The organism is Achromobacter sp. CSND-B12, from assembly GCF_052906545.1.
Genome location: NZ_JBREGJ010000001.1, coordinates 2707228 through 2722925, shown reverse-complemented (window position 1 = coordinate 2722925; position 15698 = coordinate 2707228). Strand labels below are relative to the sequence as shown.

The following is a 15698-nucleotide window of genomic DNA, read 5'->3' as shown; positions in this document are numbered from 1 at the left end:
CCTCATTTTTTTTGCGACGCTATTATGCCCCGGCAACGCGGCAATATGCGCCTGTTTCCCGGCCCGGATTCAGCGGCTTATTGCGGATCCGGGTAGCTGCGGGCGCCGAAGATGGCGGTGCCGATGCGCACTTCGGTCGAGCCCTCCTCGATCGCCAGTTCGAAATCTCCGCTCATGCCCATCGACAGGCGTTCCAGCGACACCCCTTCGATCGCTTCCTGGCGCAGCTGGTCGCGCAGTTCACGCAAACTGCGGAAGCAGGCGCGCACTTCGCCCGGATCCGGCGAGTTGACCGCCATCGTCATCAGGCCGCGCACGCGCAAGGTCGGGAACTCGGCCACGATGCGCCGCAGGAAGGCCGACACCTCACCCGGCGCCATGCCGTATTTGCTGGGTTCACTGGAGGTCTTGACCTGCACCAGCACGTCTAGCGTCCGGCCCTCGAGAACGAGGCGGCGGTGCAGGGCCTCGGCCAGGTCGATCCGGTCCAGCGATTGCAACTCGGCGGCGTCACGCGCCGCGTCCTTGGCCTTGTTGGTCTGCAGGTGGCCGATCAACACCCATTGCAGTCCCTGTCCCGCCAGCGCCGCGGCTTTCTGCCGCAATTCCTGGGTCTTGTTCTCGCCGAACCGGGCCAGGCCCAGCGCCATGGCCTCGCGGATGGCGTCGACCTCGAACGTTTTGCTGACGGGCAGCAGCGTCACGCTGTCCGGTGCCCGGCCGGCGCGTTCGCAAGCCTGGGCGATGCGTTGCCGGATCGCGGCCAGGCGGATGGCCATGGTGTCTACTTCGGTCATGCGGGTCTCTTCGGTACGGAATGTCCCATAGTGTAGGACGCGCGCGCACCGTTTCGCCACACCGGTCCGCGCCGCGCCGCATCTTCGTTGACCCTGCCGGAGCGGCAGGCTTAGAATTTGGCGATATTTGTTTAGATTTCAATGTTCTAAGCCTCCGGCGCCGTCCGCACGACGGCGCGGGTCCTCCCTTTCTCCTCGCCGTCCCCTCCGCCATGTCCAGCGCCGCGCCCGAGTACGCTTTTGCCACGCCTTTCCTGAATCCCCCAGCCTCCCCGATCCGTTCGCTGATGCCCTACGCGATGCGGCCGGGCACCATTTCGCTGGCGGGCGGCTATCCGGCGCAGGAACTGTTCGACGTGGACGGCCTGACGATCGCCTCCACCCAGGTGCTGTCGCGGCTTGGCGCCTGCCTGCAATACTCGAACATCGACGGACAGGCCAGTCTGCGCAACGAATTGGCGCGGTTGTCGGCGGCGCGCGGCCTGCACTGCAACGCGGACACGGAACTGGCCGTCACCGGCGGGTCGCAGCAAGCCATGGCGCTGCTGACCCGTGTGATGCTCCAGCCCGGTGACCATGCCGTCATCGAATCGCCGGCCTTTCCGAATTCCGTGCAGGCGTTGCGCTACACCGGCGCCACGGTGCATACCGTGCCGTCCGGCCCGGACGGCGTCGACATCGACGCGCTCGATGAGCTTGCCGCGCGCGTCAAGCCCAAGGTCGTGTGCGTGGTGGCGTCGTTCTCCAATCCCTGTGGCGCCACCATTTCGCGCCAGCGCCGCCTGCGCCTGCTGGAGCTGGCGGTCAAGCATCGCTTCCTCATCGTCGAGGACGATCCGTACAGCGAATTGCGCTTCGCCGGCGAGGCGGTGCCACCCATCATGGCGCTGGCCGAGGGCGAGGCCCGCAACTGGGCCGTGTACCTGGCAAGCATGTCCAAGACCATGGCGCCCGCCTTGCGCATCGGCTGGCTGGTGGCGCCGGCCGAAATCCGCCGCCGCTGCGTCGGCGCCAAGGCGGCCGACGACATGGCTTCGTCCACGTGGATCCAGGAAGTCGTGGCGCAATACCTGGCCAATGGCCGCTACGAAGAGCACGTGCCGCGCATCCGCGCGGCCTATGGCCTGCGCTGCGACGCCATGGCCGAATCGTTGACGCGCGAGCTGAACGGACGCATTGCGTTCAGCAAGCCCGAGGGCGGCATGTTCTTCTGGGCGCGCCTGACGGGCGAGGTCGACGCCACCCGCTTGCTGCCCTACGCCATCGAGCACGAAGTGGTCTACGTGCCGGGCAAGGCGTTCTACGCCGACCCGGCGCAGGCCGACCTGCATGCCATGCGCATGTCGTTCGCCACCATGAACGAAGCCCAGATCGCCCAGGGCATGCAGCGGCTCAGCCGCGCCCTGGACGCGTGCGAGGCCAACCAGCCGGTGTCGATCTCGCTGGCGGCGTGATATACCCAAATAAGCGCTGGTTATTTTGCGCGGGCGCTTCATGTCTATAAGCTTCTCGCCGTGGCGCGCTCGCGCGTCCCGGTACAACAGGAAAACAGTCATGAACATTGCAAAAGGGTTGGTGGGCGCGGCGTTGTTGCTGGCCGTGGCACAAGGCGCGCAGGCGGCGACGTTGGACGTCGTGCGCCAGCGTGGGGCGGTGGCTTGTGGCACCACCACGGGTTTCGCGGGCTTTTCCGCGCCGGACGCGCAGGGCAAGTGGCAGGGGCTGGACGTGGACCTGTGCCGCGCGATCGCCGCGGCCGTGTTCGGCGATGCCAACAAGATCAAGGTGGTGCCGCTCAATTCGCAGCAGCGCTTCACCGCGCTGCAATCGGGCGAAGTCGACGTGCTGACCCGCAACACCACCGTGACGCAGCAGCGCGACACGGCGCTGGGCATCATCCACGCCGGCATCAATTTCTATGACGGCCAGGGTTTCCTGGTGCCCAAGTCGCTGGGCGTCAAGAGCGCCAAGGAAATCAACGGCGCCACGATCTGCCTGCAGACCGGCACCTCCAACGAGAACACGCTGGCCGACTGGGCGCGCGCCAACAACGTCACCTACAAGCCGGTGGTGATCGAGACCTTCAACGAAGTGGTCAATGCGTTTGCCGCGGGCCGCTGCGACGTGTTCTCCACTGACGCCTCGGGCCTGGCATCGATCCGCATCTCCAAGCTGCAGAACCCCGACGACTACGTGGTGCTGCCCGAGATCATCTCGAAGGAACCGCTGGGTCCGTTCGTGCGCCAGGGCGACGACGCCTGGCTGAACATCGTGCGCTGGTCGCTGTCGGCCATGATCGAGGCCGAGGAATATGGCGTCACCTCCAGGAACGTCGACGAACAGGCCAAGAGCAGCAATCCCAACATCAAGCGCATCCTGGGCGTGACGCCCGGCGGCGGCGCCAACCTGGGGCTGGACGAGAAGTGGGCCTACAACATCGTCAAGCAGGTCGGCAATTACGGCGAGAGCTTCGAGCGCAACGTCGGCCAGGGCAGTCCGCTGAAGATCAAGCGCGGCCTGAATGCGCAGTGGACGCAGGGCGGCCTGATGTACGCGCTGCCGATCCGCTGAGCGCGGCCTGGGCCCGGGCGGCGCCGTTCGGGCCCGCCAATGAAAAACCGATGCCGCGGCATCGGTTTTTTTTGGGGCCGTTGGTGGCGGCGGTGGCGGCGGTGGCGCCTGGTCCGGATCGTCAGCGGCGCCGGTACACCTCGGCAATCCGGGTGAACGCCGCGCGCAGTTCGCGCGTGCCGCCCTGGAAGATCACGGGCCGCCCGCGATGCGTGAACACCACCAGCCGCTTGGAAAAGATCATCGGCACGAAGCGGACTTCGCGCACGTCCTCCCAGGCGACTTCGCGCCGCGAGAACCAGGTCTGGCGCAGGCCGTGTTCGTCGATGGTGGTGATGGAGGTCTGCATGTGCCATGACACGAACAGCAGGCCGATGAAGCACAGGCCCACCACGACGGCCATCATGCCGTCCAGCGACTGGCCCGGGGCGCGGATGGCGGTGGTGACGACCTGGACGCCCAGCACGGCCAGGATGACCCAGGTCAGGATGCGCACCCAATCGGGCCAGGCCTGCCCCGACAGGGGCAGCGGGCCGATGGCGCGCAGCAGGGCGGCGTGATCCTCGGGCGAGGGGGAGGGGGCGGGGGACGTCATGCGGCTGCGGAGTTCCGGTAGCGTTGCGAGAAGACGTGCGCCGGGTGGCCCCGGCGCTCACGCGAAACGCGCGCAGCCATTCTACGAGTTTTTCGCGTCAGGCGGCCCGCTTGGCGGCAATGGCGTTGCCGGCGCGGCTGGAACCCTTGCGATTCAGGTTGGCCGACATCCATTGGCCGATGTCGACCACCGCGTCGAAGTCCACGCCGGTGTCGATGTCCAGGCCGCGCAGCATGTACAGCACGTCTTCGGTGGCGACGTTGCCGGTCGCGCCCTTGGCGTAGGGGCAGCCGCCCAGGCCGGCCACCGAGGCGTGGAAGATCGAGATGCCGGTTTCCAGCGACGCCAGGATGTTGGCCAGCGCCTGGCCGTAGGTGTCGTGGAAGTGGCCGGAGACGCGCGCCGGGTCCACCACGCGGGTGACCGCGGCCATCACGTCGCGCACGCGCTGCGGCGTGCCCACGCCGATGGTGTCGGCCACGTCGATCTCGTTGAGCTGCATGGCCAGGTAGCGCTGCGCCACGTCGACCACGGATTCGATGGGCACCTCGCCCTGGTAGGGACAGCCCAGCGCGCAGCTGATGCTGCCGCGCACGCGGATGCCGGCTTCGCGGGCGGCCTGCACCACGGGCTCGAAGCGCGCGATGGACTCGGCGATGGAGCAGTTGATGTTCTTTTGCGAAAAGGCCTCGCTGGCCGCGCCGAAGATGACGATCTCGTCCGCGCCGGCGGCCAGCGCGCCCTCGAAGCCCTTCATGTTGGGCGTAAGCACGGAATAGATGGTGCCGGGGCGGCGCTGGATCCGCGCCATCACGTCGGCGCCGTCGGCCATTTGCGGCACCCACTTGGGCGACACGAACGAGGCCGCCTCGACGTTGGGGAAGCCGGCGGCCGCAAGGCGGTCGATCAGTTCCACCTTGATGTCGGTGGGCACGAATTCCTTTTCATTCTGCAGGCCGTCGCGGGGCGAAACCTCGACGATCTTGACGCGTGTGGGCAATGCCATGTCTCTTCCTGTATCGGTATCGGGGGCGGCCGCGATGGCGGCCCGGTGCCAGGGACAATATTAGCGCCATCGCATCCGGCCCCGTCCGTGGCCGGTCCCAGCCCTGTCCATGCCCTGGCCGGCGCGTCGGACGGCAGGGGGCCGCAGCCTATTTCAGGCGCTGGAAGCGGCCATCGTCCAGGCGCGCGACACGCGCGGCCAGTTCGAGTTCGAGCAATTGCGCTTGCAGCGTGGCGGTGTCCAGCCCGCAGCGTGCCTGCAGCGCATCCAGGTGCAAGGGGTCGAAGCCCAGGGCTTCGAGCACCGGATGGGTCGGGTTGTCGGCGTCGCCCGGACCGTCGGCCGGCTCGGGCGGTCGGCGCGTGCCCGGTTGCGGGCCGCCGCCAAGTTCGTCGGTAATGTCGGCCGCGGTCTCCACCAGCTTGGCGCCCTGGCGGATCAGCGCATGGCAGCCGCGCGACAGTGGCGAATGGATCGAGCCGGGGATGGCGAACACTTCGCGTCCGCTCTCACCCGCCAGGCGCGCGGTGATCAGCGAGCCGCTCTGCCGGGCCGCTTCCACCACCAGCACGCCCCGCGCCAGGCCTGCCACGATGCGGTTGCGCTTGGGGAAATGCTGCGGCAAGGCGCCGGTTCCCAGCGGCAACTCGGATACCAGCGCGCCCTGCGCGGCAATGCGGTGCGCCAGGTCGCGGTGGCGCGCCGGGTAGATGCGGTCGATGCCGGTGCCCATCACGGCGACCGTGCCGGCGCCGCCCGGGCCGGCGTCCAGCGCGCCTTCGTGGGCCGCGGCGTCGATGCCCAGCGCCAGGCCGCTGACCACGCGCCAGCCGCTGCCGGCCAGGTGGCGGGCGAAGGCGCGGGCGTTTTCCTGGCCGCCGGGCGTGGCGTTGCGCGCGCCCACCACCGCCAGCGCGGGGCCTTGCAGATAGGCCGGATCGCCATTCACGTAGAGCAGGATGGGGGGATCGGCGATGGTGAGCAGGCTTTGTGGATAACCCGGATCTGACAGCGTCAGGATGTGATGGCCGGGCGCGTCGACCCACTGCAGGGCGCTGTCGACCTGGGCCGCCATGTCGGCGGGCATGGGCGCGGCCAGCTGGCGGGCCAGCGCGTCGGGCAGCTGGCGCGCCAGGGCGGTGGCGCGCTGGGCGTAGATCTGTTCCGGCAGCCCCAGGGCGCCCAGCAGCGTGCAGGCGGTGGCGGAACCTATGCCCGGTTCCAGGGACAGGCGCAGCCAGGCGGACAATTCAGCGGCGGTATGGGTGAGCGGCATGGGCGAAGAGCGCGGGATGGGCCGGCGCGGGAAAGGCGCGGAGGCGGGGCGCGCGCGGCGCGCCGGACGTCCGAGAGTGTCTCATGACGGTGGGGCCGGGGGCGGGCGGGGCGGACCGAATCGTCCCGGCCGCCATCGGGCAAAACGGTGCCGGACAGCGCTTCGACAATCCTGGATTTAGCCGAAAACTATTAGAAATCAAGACTCTAATGAATTAAACTGTTGGTCAGACACCAATTACCAACGATCCCTATTCAATGGCTTTACTTCCCATTCTTCGCTACCCGGATCCGCGCTTGCACAAGAAGGCCAAGCCGGTCGCCGAGGTCGATGACCGCATCCGCCAACTGGTGCGCGACATGGCCGAGACCATGTACGACGCGCCGGGGGTGGGCCTGGCCGCGACCCAGGTGGACGTGCACGAGCGCGTGGTCGTCATCGACGTCTCCGAAGAAAGCAACCAGCTGCTGGTGCTGATCAACCCCGAGATCACCTGGCGCAGCGACGATTACAAGATCTACGAGGAAGGCTGCCTGTCGGTTCCGGGCATCTACGACGAAGTCGAGCGCGCCTCGCGCATCCGTTGCAAGGCGCTGGACATCGACGGCAAGCCGTTCGAGTTCGACGCCGACGGCCTGCTGGCCGTTTGCGTGCAGCACGAGCTTGACCACCTGGAAGGCAAGGTGTTCGTCGAATACCTGTCCAACCTGAAGCAGAACCGCATCAAGACCAAGCTGAAAAAGGCCGAGCGCGAAGCGCTGCGCGCCTGACGCCCGTCCCATCCTTCCTGGTCCGACCCTCATGCGCCTCGTTTTTGCCGGCACGCCGGAATTCGCCCGTATCGCCTTCGACGCCCTGCGGGCGGCAGGGCACGACATTCCCCTGGTCATGACCCAGCCCGACCGTCCGGCCGGGCGCGGACTCAAGCTGACGCCCAGTCCTGTCAAGCAGGCCGCGCTCGACGCCGGTATCGAGGTGGCCCAGCCGCGCAGCCTGCGGCTGGATGGCCGCTATCCCGATGAAGCCGCCGAGGCGCGTGCCCTGCTCGAACGCGTGGCGCCCGACGTCATGGTGGTCGCGGCCTACGGCCTGATCCTGCCGCAGTGGGTGCTGGACTTGCCGCGCCTGGGCTGCCTGAACATCCACGCCAGCCTGCTGCCGCGCTGGCGCGGCGCGGCGCCGATCCAGCGCGCCATCGAGGCCGGCGATGACCGCACCGGCGTCACCATCATGCAGATGGACGCGGGCCTGGACACCGGCGACATGCTGCTCGAACGTATCGTGCCGATCGGCGCCGACACCAATGCCGCGCAGTTGCACGACGCGTTGGCGCTGGCCGGCGGCGAGGCGATCGTGGCGGCCCTGGCCGCGCTGGCGCAGGGCGGCCTGGCGCCGCGCAAGCAGCCCGAGGAAGGCGTGACCTACGCCGCCAAGCTCGACAAGGCCGAGGCGGCGCTCGACTGCAGCCAGCCCGCGGCGCTGCTGGCGCGCCGCGTGCGCGCATTCAATCCGGTGCCCGGCGCCAGCATCCGCCTGCCCGGCCTGGCCGATCCCGTGAAGGTGTGGCGCGCCGAGGCCGTGGCGCAGGCCGTGACGGCCGCGCCGGCAAGCGTGTTGCGCACCGCTGCCGACGGCATCGACATCGCCACCGGCGATGGCGTGCTGCGCTTGCTGGAACTGCAGAAGGCGGGTGGCAAGCGCCAGCCGGTGGACGTGTTCGTGCGAGGCTGGCAGCCGGACTGACGCCGGCCGGTGCTATCCCGGCCGTGCCGCCGCCCTTGGCGCCGGGTTCAGCCCCGTTGGGCCAGCAGATCCAGATAGGCGCCGGACACCAGCTGTTCCGGGGCGATCCGCAGGCTGGCCAGCAGTTCCCGCGCTTCGGCCATGCCGGCCGCGGCGCTTTCCCCGTCGCGCAGCACCACTTCGAGTTCCAGGAATTCCCCCAGTCCCTCGACCCGGTCCAGATGGATGCGGGTGCGGCCAGCCATGAACAGCAGGCGCTGCTTGCGCACGCGGCCGATGACGCCGTAGGCCAGCCCCAGCGCATCGCGCAGCGTGTCCGGCGACGACGTCGGCGAGATGACGTAGAAGCTTTCCTTGGGCCCGGTGTCGTCGGCGCGGCGGTAGAAGATCAGTTCACCCGTGCCGTCGCTGAAAGCGCGCAGCTTGAGACGGCCATCGGGACAGGCGAAGAAGGTGTCGTCCTGCGCGATGGCGACCGGCTCCTTGCCGGACAGCGCCGCCGCCAGGGATTCGACGGCGGCCAGGCTGGCCACCCGCGCCTTGATCTCGATGTTGCGTGCCATGGGTGCCTCCGGGGCGAAAGCCGCGTCAAGCGAGCACGGCGGGCAGATCGGCGACCTGCATGATCAATTCGTCGGGGCCGCGCTCGCGCAACGCGTCCACGTGGTTGTAGCCCCAGGCCACGGAACCGACCCTGACCCCCGCCTTGCGCGCGGCGTCGATGTCGCGCATTTCGTCTCCGACCAGCAAGAAACGTTCCGGCGCGGTGTCGTGGCGCTTGAGCAGCCGGTCGATCTTGGCCGCCTTGCCGAACAGGTCGGTGCCACATTCGTAGTCGTCGAACAGGGCCGCGGTGTCGGGCCCCAGCACGCGCCGCACGTTTTCCAGCGAATTGGAGCTGACCACCGCCAGCCGCACCCCGGCGGCCTTCAGGCGGGCCAGCGCGTCGGGAATGCCGTCGAACATGTGCACGCTGGGATCGATCTCCTGCATCAGTGTGCGCACGTGCGCCATGATGGCGGGCAGCTTCCACAGCGGGATGCCGAGGAATTTGAGGATCTCGGCGGCGTCGCGGTGACGCAGCTGGTCGCGTTCGGCGGCGTCGATCTTGCGAAAACCGTACTTGTCCGCGACCGTGTTCAGGATGGAATTGAACCAGGGCATGGTATCGGCCAGGGTTCCGTCGAAGTCGAAGGCTGCGATGTCGTATTTCAAGTAAACAATCCGATGCCGAGCTACATGGGGTGAAGCAGATACTGCACCACTGGCGCCAGGTCTTCAAGCGGCGGGGCGCCGGCGACCACGCGCTGCGCGTTGGTCCAGGGGTAGTCCAGCGCCAGCAGCCAGCCGAAGACGGCGTCGGCGTCGCCGGGTGGCAGGGTCACCATGGTCTCGATAGTGATGGTCAGGCGCGAAGCGCGGTAGGGTTCGGGCTGGAACGTCCAGTCGTAGCGACCGCAACCCACGCGCACGTTGCCCGTGGCTTTTTCGGTCATGCCGACGATCCAGTCACAGGAATAGTCGGACAGACGCGCATCGGCGTCGGGCCGCGCCAGGTAGAAGGTGTAGACGTTGTCGTAGGTCTGGCCGAACTTGCGCACCAGTGTGTCGGTAATCGCGGCCAGGCCGTGGGATTCGGGCGGAAACGCGATGGCCTGCGTGCGCAGCGCCATCTTCAGCACGGCCTGCGGCGCGAACGCGCGGGCCATGTAGTGCGGACGGTTTTCGTCCTTGGCGTGGAAGTAATCGCGCAATACGGACTCGGTGCTGGCGGGGAACGACGAACCGTTGGACATTGCGGGCTTTCCTTGGGGCGGGTTAGGGGGCGCGATGCTCGGGCTTGACCGGCTCGAACCACTTGGAGACGTTGGGCGGCTCGTAGATGGCGTAGCGGTCCAGCAGCGTGGCGGGATCGCTTTCCACCACCAGCATGTCGCGGTGCTGGGGGCGCATGAAGGCTTCGTCGACGGCGTGGTCGACGAACTGCATCAGCGCGTCGTAGTAGCCGGCGATGTTGAGCAGGCCGCAGGGCTTCTGGTGCATGCTGAGCTGGGCCCAGGTCCAGACCTCGAAGAATTCCTCCAGCGTGCCGGCGCCGCCGGGCAGCGCGATGAAGCCATCGGCCTTCTCCATCATCATGGCCTTGCGCTCGTGCATGCTTTGCACCAGGTGCAATTCGGTCAGGCCGCGATGGGCCTGTTCCTTCTTTTGCAGCAGTTCAGGGATCACGCCGATCACCCGGCCTCCGCCCGCCAGCACCTCGTTGGCGATCACGCCCATGATGCCGACGATCGAGCCGCCGTAGACCAGGCCCAGGTCGCGCTTGACCAGTTCTCGGGCCAGCACGCGGGCCTGTTCCAGATAGTCGGGGCGCGCGCCGGGATTGGAGCCGCAATACACGCAGATGTTCTTCAGGGTCATATGAAGCTACTTATTGCCGGGCCCGTTACAGATTGCGTCACGGGCCGTCCGGGAAGCCGATAGTTTACGAGAAGCGCCGGACGCGTTTTTGCGCGGCGCGTGAAAGGCCGATCCGGGGCCATGGGCAATGTTTGGACACAGCATCTTTTTGCATGGCCGGTAGACTGGGTTGTTCGGAACGACTGGAAATCCAGCGTCGTATTGCTAACCCAAAAGGAGCTAACGATATGGAAAACACGACCCGTAACCGCGAACAGGCAAGCCGCCCCTTCGACATGGATGTGAAGGCGATCCGCGCCAAGGCGCGCCAGGACATCGAGTCCGGCGCCGTCACCGACACCTACCGCGCCGACCGCGAGACCGTGCTCAAGCTGTTGAACGAAGCGCTGGCCACGGAAATCGTCTGTGTGCTGCGCTACAAGCGCCACTTCTTCATGGCCCGCGGCCTGAACGCCGAGCCGGTGGCGGCGGAATTCGCCGAGCACGCCACCCAGGAACAGGAGCACGCCGACAAGCTGGCCGAACGCATCGTGCAGCTGGGCGGCGAGCCCAACCTGTCGCCCAAGGGCCTGCTCGAACGCAGCCATTCCGAGTACGTCGAGGGCAGCACGCTCGAAGAAATGATCAAGGAAAACCTGATCGCCGAGCGTATTGCCATTGACAGCTACCGCCAGATGATCGAGTACATCGGCGAGCAGGATTCGACCACGCGTCGCCTGCTGGAGGAAATCCTGGCGGTCGAGGAAGAGCACGCCGACGACATGTCTGATTTTCTGGCCAAGCATTAAGGCCGACGCCGGCCGAGGGCGGGCCGTCCGCCCGGGACGTGCCGGCTGGCTGTGATCAGCCGGCGCGCGCGGCCGCAGCGTCATGGCGGCGCGCCGCCGCGTCCAGTTGCGCATGGTGCCTTTCGGCCCAGCGATCCAGCGCCACCAGCGCCACATTCAGCGATTTCCCCAGCTCGGTCAGGTGATAGCGCACGTGCGGCGGCACGGTGCGCATGTCCTCGCGCCGCACCAGCCCGTGGCGTTCCAGGTCGCGCAGCGTCTGCGTCATCATCTTCTGCGAGATGCCGCCCAGTTTGCGCAGCAGTTCGTTGTTGCGCAGCGGGCCGCGCGCCAGGGCCGGAAGCACCAGCGGCACCCACTTGCCGGAAATCAGTTCGAGCGCGCGGCGCGACGGACAGGCGGCGTCGAAGACGTCCGCCGATGAAGAGGAAGAGACAGCCATGGTGAGCCTTTCATGGTTACCAAAAGGTGCGTACTTGTGCCTGGGTAACTATAGGCCCTAAGCTTGCCGCATTCCAATATCGAAGGGAGGCCGCGATGGCCTGGTGGATCCTGTTGGCCGCGAGCGCGGTGGAAATCGTGATGGCGCTGGCGTTGAAGTACGCAGACGGCTGGACGCGGTTCTGGCCCAGCGCCATCGGCATCGCCGCGGCCTTGGGCAGCATCTTCCTGTTGACCCTGGCGATGCGGCACCTGCCCGCCGGCACCGCCTATGCGGTGTGGACCGGCATCGGTTCCGTGGGCATCACGGTGCTGGGGATCGTGTTGTTCGGCGATTCGCCGTCCGTCGCGCGCCTGGCGTGCATCGCCCTGATCGTGGGCGGCGTGGCGGGCCTGAAGCTGCTGGAGGCCTAGCCGCAGCGGACTGGGGTTTCCTGCCGGCGGCGGGCGCCGCCGGCAACATGGCGCTCAGACCGTGTCGGCCCAGAGGTCGTATTCGTCGGAGTCGGTGACGCGGGCGCGCACCAGGTCGCCGGCTTTGAGCTTGCGGTCGGAACTGACGTAGACGCAGCCGTCGATTTCCGGCGCGTCGCCGGCGCTGCGGCCCACGGCGCCGTCTTCGTCCACCTCGTCGATCAGCACCTCGATCTCGCGGCCGACCTTGCGCGCCAGACGGGCGGTCGAAATCGACTGCTGCATTTCCATGAAACGTTCCCAGCGTTCCTGCTTGACCTCGTCAGGCACCGGGTTGTCGAGCAGGTTGGCGGGCGCACCTTCGACCGGCGAATACTGGAAGCAGCCGACGCGGTCGAGCTGGGCTTCCTGCATCCAGTCCAGCAGGTATTGGAAGTCTTCCTCGGTCTCGCCGGGGAAGCCGACGATGAAGGTCGAACGGATGGTCAGGTCGGGGCAGGTCTCGCGCCACTGCTTGATGCGCGCCAGCGTCTTGTCCTCGAACGCCGGGCGTTTCATGGCCTTGAGGATGCGCGGGCTGGCGTGCTGGAACGGGATGTCCAGATAGGGCAGGATCTTGCCTTCGGCCATCAGCGGAATCACTTCGTCCACGTGCGGGTAGGGGTAGACGTAGTGCAGGCGCGTCCAGACGCCCATTTCGGACAAGGCCGTACAGAGCTCGGTCATGCGGGTGCGCACCGGGCGGCCGTTCCAGAAGCCGCTGCGGTACTTGACGTCGACGCCATAGGCGCTGGTGTCCTGCGAGATCACCAGCAGTTCCTTGACGCCGGCCTTGACCAGGCGCTCGGCTTCGCTGAGCACGTCGCCCACCGGGCGGCTGACCAGGTCGCCGCGCATCGACGGGATGATGCAGAAGCTGCAGCGGTGGTTGCAGCCTTCCGAAATCTTCAGGTAGGCGTAGTGGCGCGGGGTCAGCTTGACGCCCTGCGGCGGCACCAGGTCCAGGTAGGGGTTGTGGTCCTTCTTGGGCGGCGCGGCGTCATGCACGGCGCGCACCACTTCCTCGTACTGCTGCGGGCCGGTCACGGCCAGCACGCTGGGGTGCACGTTGCGGATCACCGATTCCTCGACGCCCATGCAGCCGGTGACGATGACCTTGCCGTTCTCGGCCAGCGCTTCGCCGATGGCTTCCAGCGACTCGGCCTTGGCGCTGTCGATGAAACCACAGGTGTTGACCACCACGACGTCGGCGTCGTTGTATTCGGGCGTGACTTGATACCCTTCGGTGCGCAGTTGGGTCAGGATGCGTTCGGAGTCGACCAGGGCTTTGGGACAGCCCAGGCTGACGAAGCCGACTTTGGGGGAAGACATGGAATACCTCGGTGGGCGCGAGCCGGCGCCAGTGATCAAATACTGCGCAATTCTAGCGCGGCAGGGCGGGGGGCCGTTATTTTAGCGGGTCGCCGAGGGCGATTCCCGGCTGGTGTGCGTCCCTAATATCGGAGCAGGGCGACGCCGGGCGTCAGGCGCCGCTGCGGCGGTACAGCGCCAGGGTGCCGGCCAGCCCGATCATCAGCGAGCCGCAGACCCGGTTCAGCCAGCGCAGGCCCGAGCCGCGAAAGGCCCGCACCAGCTGCGCGCCCAGGGTGGCGTAGGCCAGCATGGTCAGGATGTTCATCAGCGCCAGCACGGCGGCCACGGTGGCGTATTGCGGCAGCAGGGGCGCCTGGGTATTGATGAACTGCGGCAGGAAGGCCGACATGAACAGCAGCGCCTTCGGGTTGGTCAGCGCCACCACGAAGCTGCGCAGGCCCAGCTTCAGGCCCACCGGCCGCGCGGCGCCGGGTTCGGCGGCCGGCAGCACCAGCGCGGCGTCCGAGCGCAGCATCTTCCAGCCGAGATAGGCCAGGTAGGCAGCGCCCGCCCACTTGATGACATGGAAGGCCACTTCGGAGGCGGCCAGCACCACGCCCAGGCCGGAAGCGACCGCGCCCACCAGAATGAAATCCGCCAGCACCGCGCCGCCCATGCCCCAGCAGGCGGTGCGCACGCCGTGGCGCGAGCCGTTGCTCATGGCGAGCAGGACGGTCGGGCCGGGCGTCACGATGGCGACGGCCGAGGCCAGGATGAACAGCAGCAGCGTGGCGGTGGACATGGCGGGCTCCGAGGCAAGCGGCCAGTGTGACGCGCCCGGCCGGGTTCGTCCAGCGCTCCGGGGCCGGCCGTCGCGAGGGGAAAGGCCGCGCCGGGCTACCATAGCGGTCTTGTCCTTTGATTTCCTGCCATGTCCACGCGTTCCGCCCCCCCTCATCTGGCCCCCTCGCTGTCCACCGTCCTGCTTGCCAGCGCGGGCGTCGTGGAGCAAGTCCTGGACGGGCGGTCGCTGACCGAGGCGCTGGCCGACGTCGACGGACCGCTGCGGCCGGCCGTGCAGGCGGTGTCGTTCCACGCCATGCGCTATCTGGGCTGGGCCGACGCGGTCGGCCGCGAGTTGGTGCAGCGCTATCCCAACGTGTTGTTCGAGTCGCTGCTGCTGGTCTCCCTGACCCTGCTGCGGGCCGAGGGAGAGGCCGCGGCCGCGCTGCCGGGCATGCCCGTGTACGCGCCGCACACCGTCGTGGACCAGGCCGTCACGGCCGCCTCCAGGAACCGCAGCCTGGCCTCGTTCAAGGGCCTGCTCAATGGCTGCCTGCGCCGCTTCCTGCGGGAACGCGAGGCGCTGGCGGCCGCGGTGGCCGACAGCCCCGAGGCCGAATGGAACCATCCGGGCTGGTGGGTCAAGCAACTGCGCGTGGCCTATCCCCAGCAATGGCAGGACATCCTGCGTGCCGCCAACCTGCCGGCGCCGCTGACCCTGCGCGTCAACCGCCGCCGCGCCAGCCGCGAGCAGGTGCTGGCCGCGTTCCGGGACGCCGGCCTGGCGGCCGAGCCCGCCGGCGTGGCGGGCCTGGTGCTGGCCACGCCCCGGCCCGTGGCGCAACTGCCCGGCTTCGCCGAGGGCTGGTGGTCGGTGCAGGACGCCGGCGCCCAGCTGGCGGCCGAGCTGCTGGCGCCGGTCGACGGCATGCGCGTGCTGGACGCCTGCGCGGCGCCCGGCGGCAAGACGGCGCACCTGCTGGAGCTGGCGGACATCGACCTGCTGGCGCTGGACGCCGATGCCGGGCGCTTGGCGCGGGTCGGCCAGAACCTGGACCGGCTGGGCCTGGCCGGCGAGCGGGCGCGGTTGCAGGCGGCCGACGCCGCCGATCTGGACGCCTGGTGGGACGGCCGGCCGTTCGATGCGGTGCTGGCGGACGTGCCCTGCACCGCATCGGGCATCGTGCGGCGCCACCCCGACATCCGCTGGCTGCGCCGCGAAAACGACCTGCGCCGCACCGCCACGCTGCAGACCCGCATCCTGGACGCGCTCTGGCAGACCGTGGCGCCTGGCGGCAGGCTGCTGTACGTGACCTGCTCGGTATTCCCGATCGAAGGCACGCGCCAGGCGCTGGAATTCCTGCAGCGCCATCCCGATGCCCGGCGCCTGGAGGCGCCGGGGCAATTGCTGCCAGTTGCTGTCGACGCAACACCCGCGGCGCAGCACGATGGGTTTTTCTACGCCTTGTTTGCCAAGCAGTCGTGAATCGCCAAGAATAGGGGGCATGAC

General features: G+C 68.0%; 18 protein-coding genes. 7 read left to right on the top strand and 11 right to left on the bottom strand.

Annotation, left to right across the window (positions count from 1 at the left end; translation table 11 throughout):
• Positions 1-77 precede the first annotated feature (77 nt).
• A complete protein-coding gene (locus tag ACUTAG_RS12765; RefSeq protein WP_054482040.1) occupies positions 78-797 on the bottom strand; it encodes a YggS family pyridoxal phosphate-dependent enzyme in 720 nt (239 codons plus the stop codon).
• A gap of 212 nt (positions 798-1009) precedes the next feature.
• Here ACUTAG_RS12765 and ACUTAG_RS12760 point away from each other — a divergent pair, with 212 nt between their 5' ends.
• Together ACUTAG_RS12760 and ACUTAG_RS12755 are read left to right on the top strand one after the other, a co-directional pair.
• A complete protein-coding gene (locus tag ACUTAG_RS12760; protein WP_047992075.1) occupies positions 1010-2251 on the top strand; it encodes an aminotransferase-like domain-containing protein in 1242 nt (413 codons plus the stop codon).
• A gap of 100 nt (positions 2252-2351) precedes the next feature.
• Complete coding sequence (locus ACUTAG_RS12755; protein WP_006389907.1) at positions 2352-3368, top strand: amino acid ABC transporter substrate-binding protein; 1017 nt, start codon at positions 2352-2354, stop codon at positions 3366-3368.
• A 121-nt stretch (positions 3369-3489) separates the two neighbouring features.
• Here ACUTAG_RS12755 and ACUTAG_RS12750 read toward each other — a convergent pair whose 3' ends face one another.
• The 3 genes from ACUTAG_RS12750 to dprA form a co-directional block, all read right to left on the bottom strand.
• Positions 3490-3963: a hypothetical protein gene (locus tag ACUTAG_RS12750; protein WP_006389908.1), complete on the bottom strand. Its 474-nt coding sequence runs from the start codon at positions 3961-3963 to the stop codon at positions 3490-3492.
• A gap of 97 nt (positions 3964-4060) precedes the next feature.
• Entirely contained in the window at positions 4061-4969 is a 909-nt protein-coding gene (locus tag ACUTAG_RS12745) for a hydroxymethylglutaryl-CoA lyase (RefSeq protein ID WP_446650208.1), read from the bottom strand.
• Between the two features lie 148 nt (positions 4970-5117).
• On the bottom strand, positions 5118-6245 hold the full coding sequence (dprA, locus tag ACUTAG_RS12740) for a DNA-processing protein DprA (protein ID WP_148317391.1): 1128 nt from the start codon (positions 6243-6245) through the stop codon (positions 5118-5120).
• 257 nt (positions 6246-6502) lie between these two features.
• Between dprA and def the strand changes: the two genes are divergently transcribed.
• Together def and fmt are read left to right on the top strand one after the other, a co-directional pair.
• A complete protein-coding gene (gene def / locus ACUTAG_RS12735; RefSeq protein WP_006389914.1) occupies positions 6503-7015 on the top strand; it encodes a peptide deformylase in 513 nt (170 codons plus the stop codon).
• Positions 7016-7046: 31 nt separating this feature from the next.
• Complete coding sequence (fmt, locus tag ACUTAG_RS12730) at positions 7047-7988, top strand: methionyl-tRNA formyltransferase (protein WP_020925995.1); 942 nt, start codon at positions 7047-7049, stop codon at positions 7986-7988.
• A gap of 47 nt (positions 7989-8035) precedes the next feature.
• Here fmt and ACUTAG_RS12725 read toward each other — a convergent pair whose 3' ends face one another.
• The 4 genes from ACUTAG_RS12725 to ACUTAG_RS12710 are packed head-to-tail and all read right to left on the bottom strand — an operon-like array spanning position 8036 to position 10409.
• Positions 8036-8551 carry a class IV adenylate cyclase gene (locus ACUTAG_RS12725; protein WP_053498314.1) on the bottom strand — a complete coding sequence of 172 codons (516 nt, stop codon included), beginning with the start codon at positions 8549-8551 and terminating at the stop codon, positions 8036-8038.
• A 25-nt stretch (positions 8552-8576) separates the two neighbouring features.
• The gene (locus tag ACUTAG_RS12720; protein ID WP_020925997.1) at positions 8577-9203 is read right to left on the bottom strand and encodes an HAD hydrolase-like protein; all 627 of its coding nucleotides are present in this window, start codon (positions 9201-9203) and stop codon (positions 8577-8579) included.
• Positions 9204-9223: 20 nt separating this feature from the next.
• Entirely contained in the window at positions 9224-9784 is a 561-nt protein-coding gene (locus tag ACUTAG_RS12715) for a hypothetical protein (protein ID WP_006389918.1), read from the bottom strand.
• Between the two features lie 22 nt (positions 9785-9806).
• Positions 9807-10409, bottom strand: a complete 603-nt coding sequence (locus tag ACUTAG_RS12710) for an LOG family protein (protein ID WP_006389919.1) — start codon at positions 10407-10409, stop codon at positions 9807-9809.
• Between the two features lie 227 nt (positions 10410-10636).
• Between ACUTAG_RS12710 and ACUTAG_RS12705 the strand changes: the two genes are divergently transcribed.
• The gene (locus tag ACUTAG_RS12705; RefSeq protein WP_020925998.1) at positions 10637-11197 is read left to right on the top strand and encodes a ferritin-like domain-containing protein; all 561 of its coding nucleotides are present in this window, start codon (positions 10637-10639) and stop codon (positions 11195-11197) included.
• A 55-nt stretch (positions 11198-11252) separates the two neighbouring features.
• On the opposite strand, the gene ACUTAG_RS12700 is transcribed toward ACUTAG_RS12705, so the two are convergent.
• Positions 11253-11639, bottom strand: a complete 387-nt coding sequence (locus ACUTAG_RS12700; protein WP_006389924.1) for a winged helix-turn-helix transcriptional regulator — start codon at positions 11637-11639, stop codon at positions 11253-11255.
• A gap of 95 nt (positions 11640-11734) precedes the next feature.
• Here ACUTAG_RS12700 and ACUTAG_RS12695 point away from each other — a divergent pair, with 95 nt between their 5' ends.
• Positions 11735-12052: a DMT family transporter gene (locus ACUTAG_RS12695; protein ID WP_006389925.1), complete on the top strand. Its 318-nt coding sequence runs from the start codon at positions 11735-11737 to the stop codon at positions 12050-12052.
• A 54-nt stretch (positions 12053-12106) separates the two neighbouring features.
• On the opposite strand, the gene rimO is transcribed toward ACUTAG_RS12695, so the two are convergent.
• Positions 12107-13423, bottom strand: coding sequence for a 30S ribosomal protein S12 methylthiotransferase RimO (gene rimO / locus ACUTAG_RS12690; RefSeq protein ID WP_020925999.1), 1317 nt, complete (start codon positions 13421-13423; stop codon positions 12107-12109).
• A 151-nt stretch (positions 13424-13574) separates the two neighbouring features.
• Positions 13575-14207, bottom strand: coding sequence for a LysE family translocator (locus tag ACUTAG_RS12685; protein WP_006389927.1), 633 nt, complete (start codon positions 14205-14207; stop codon positions 13575-13577).
• 129 nt (positions 14208-14336) lie between these two features.
• On the opposite strand from ACUTAG_RS12685, the gene rsmB reads away from it, so the two are divergent.
• Positions 14337-15674 carry a 16S rRNA (cytosine(967)-C(5))-methyltransferase RsmB gene (gene rsmB / locus ACUTAG_RS12680; RefSeq protein ID WP_148317389.1) on the top strand — a complete coding sequence of 446 codons (1338 nt, stop codon included), beginning with the start codon at positions 14337-14339 and terminating at the stop codon, positions 15672-15674.
• Positions 15675-15698: the final 24 nt, after the last annotated feature.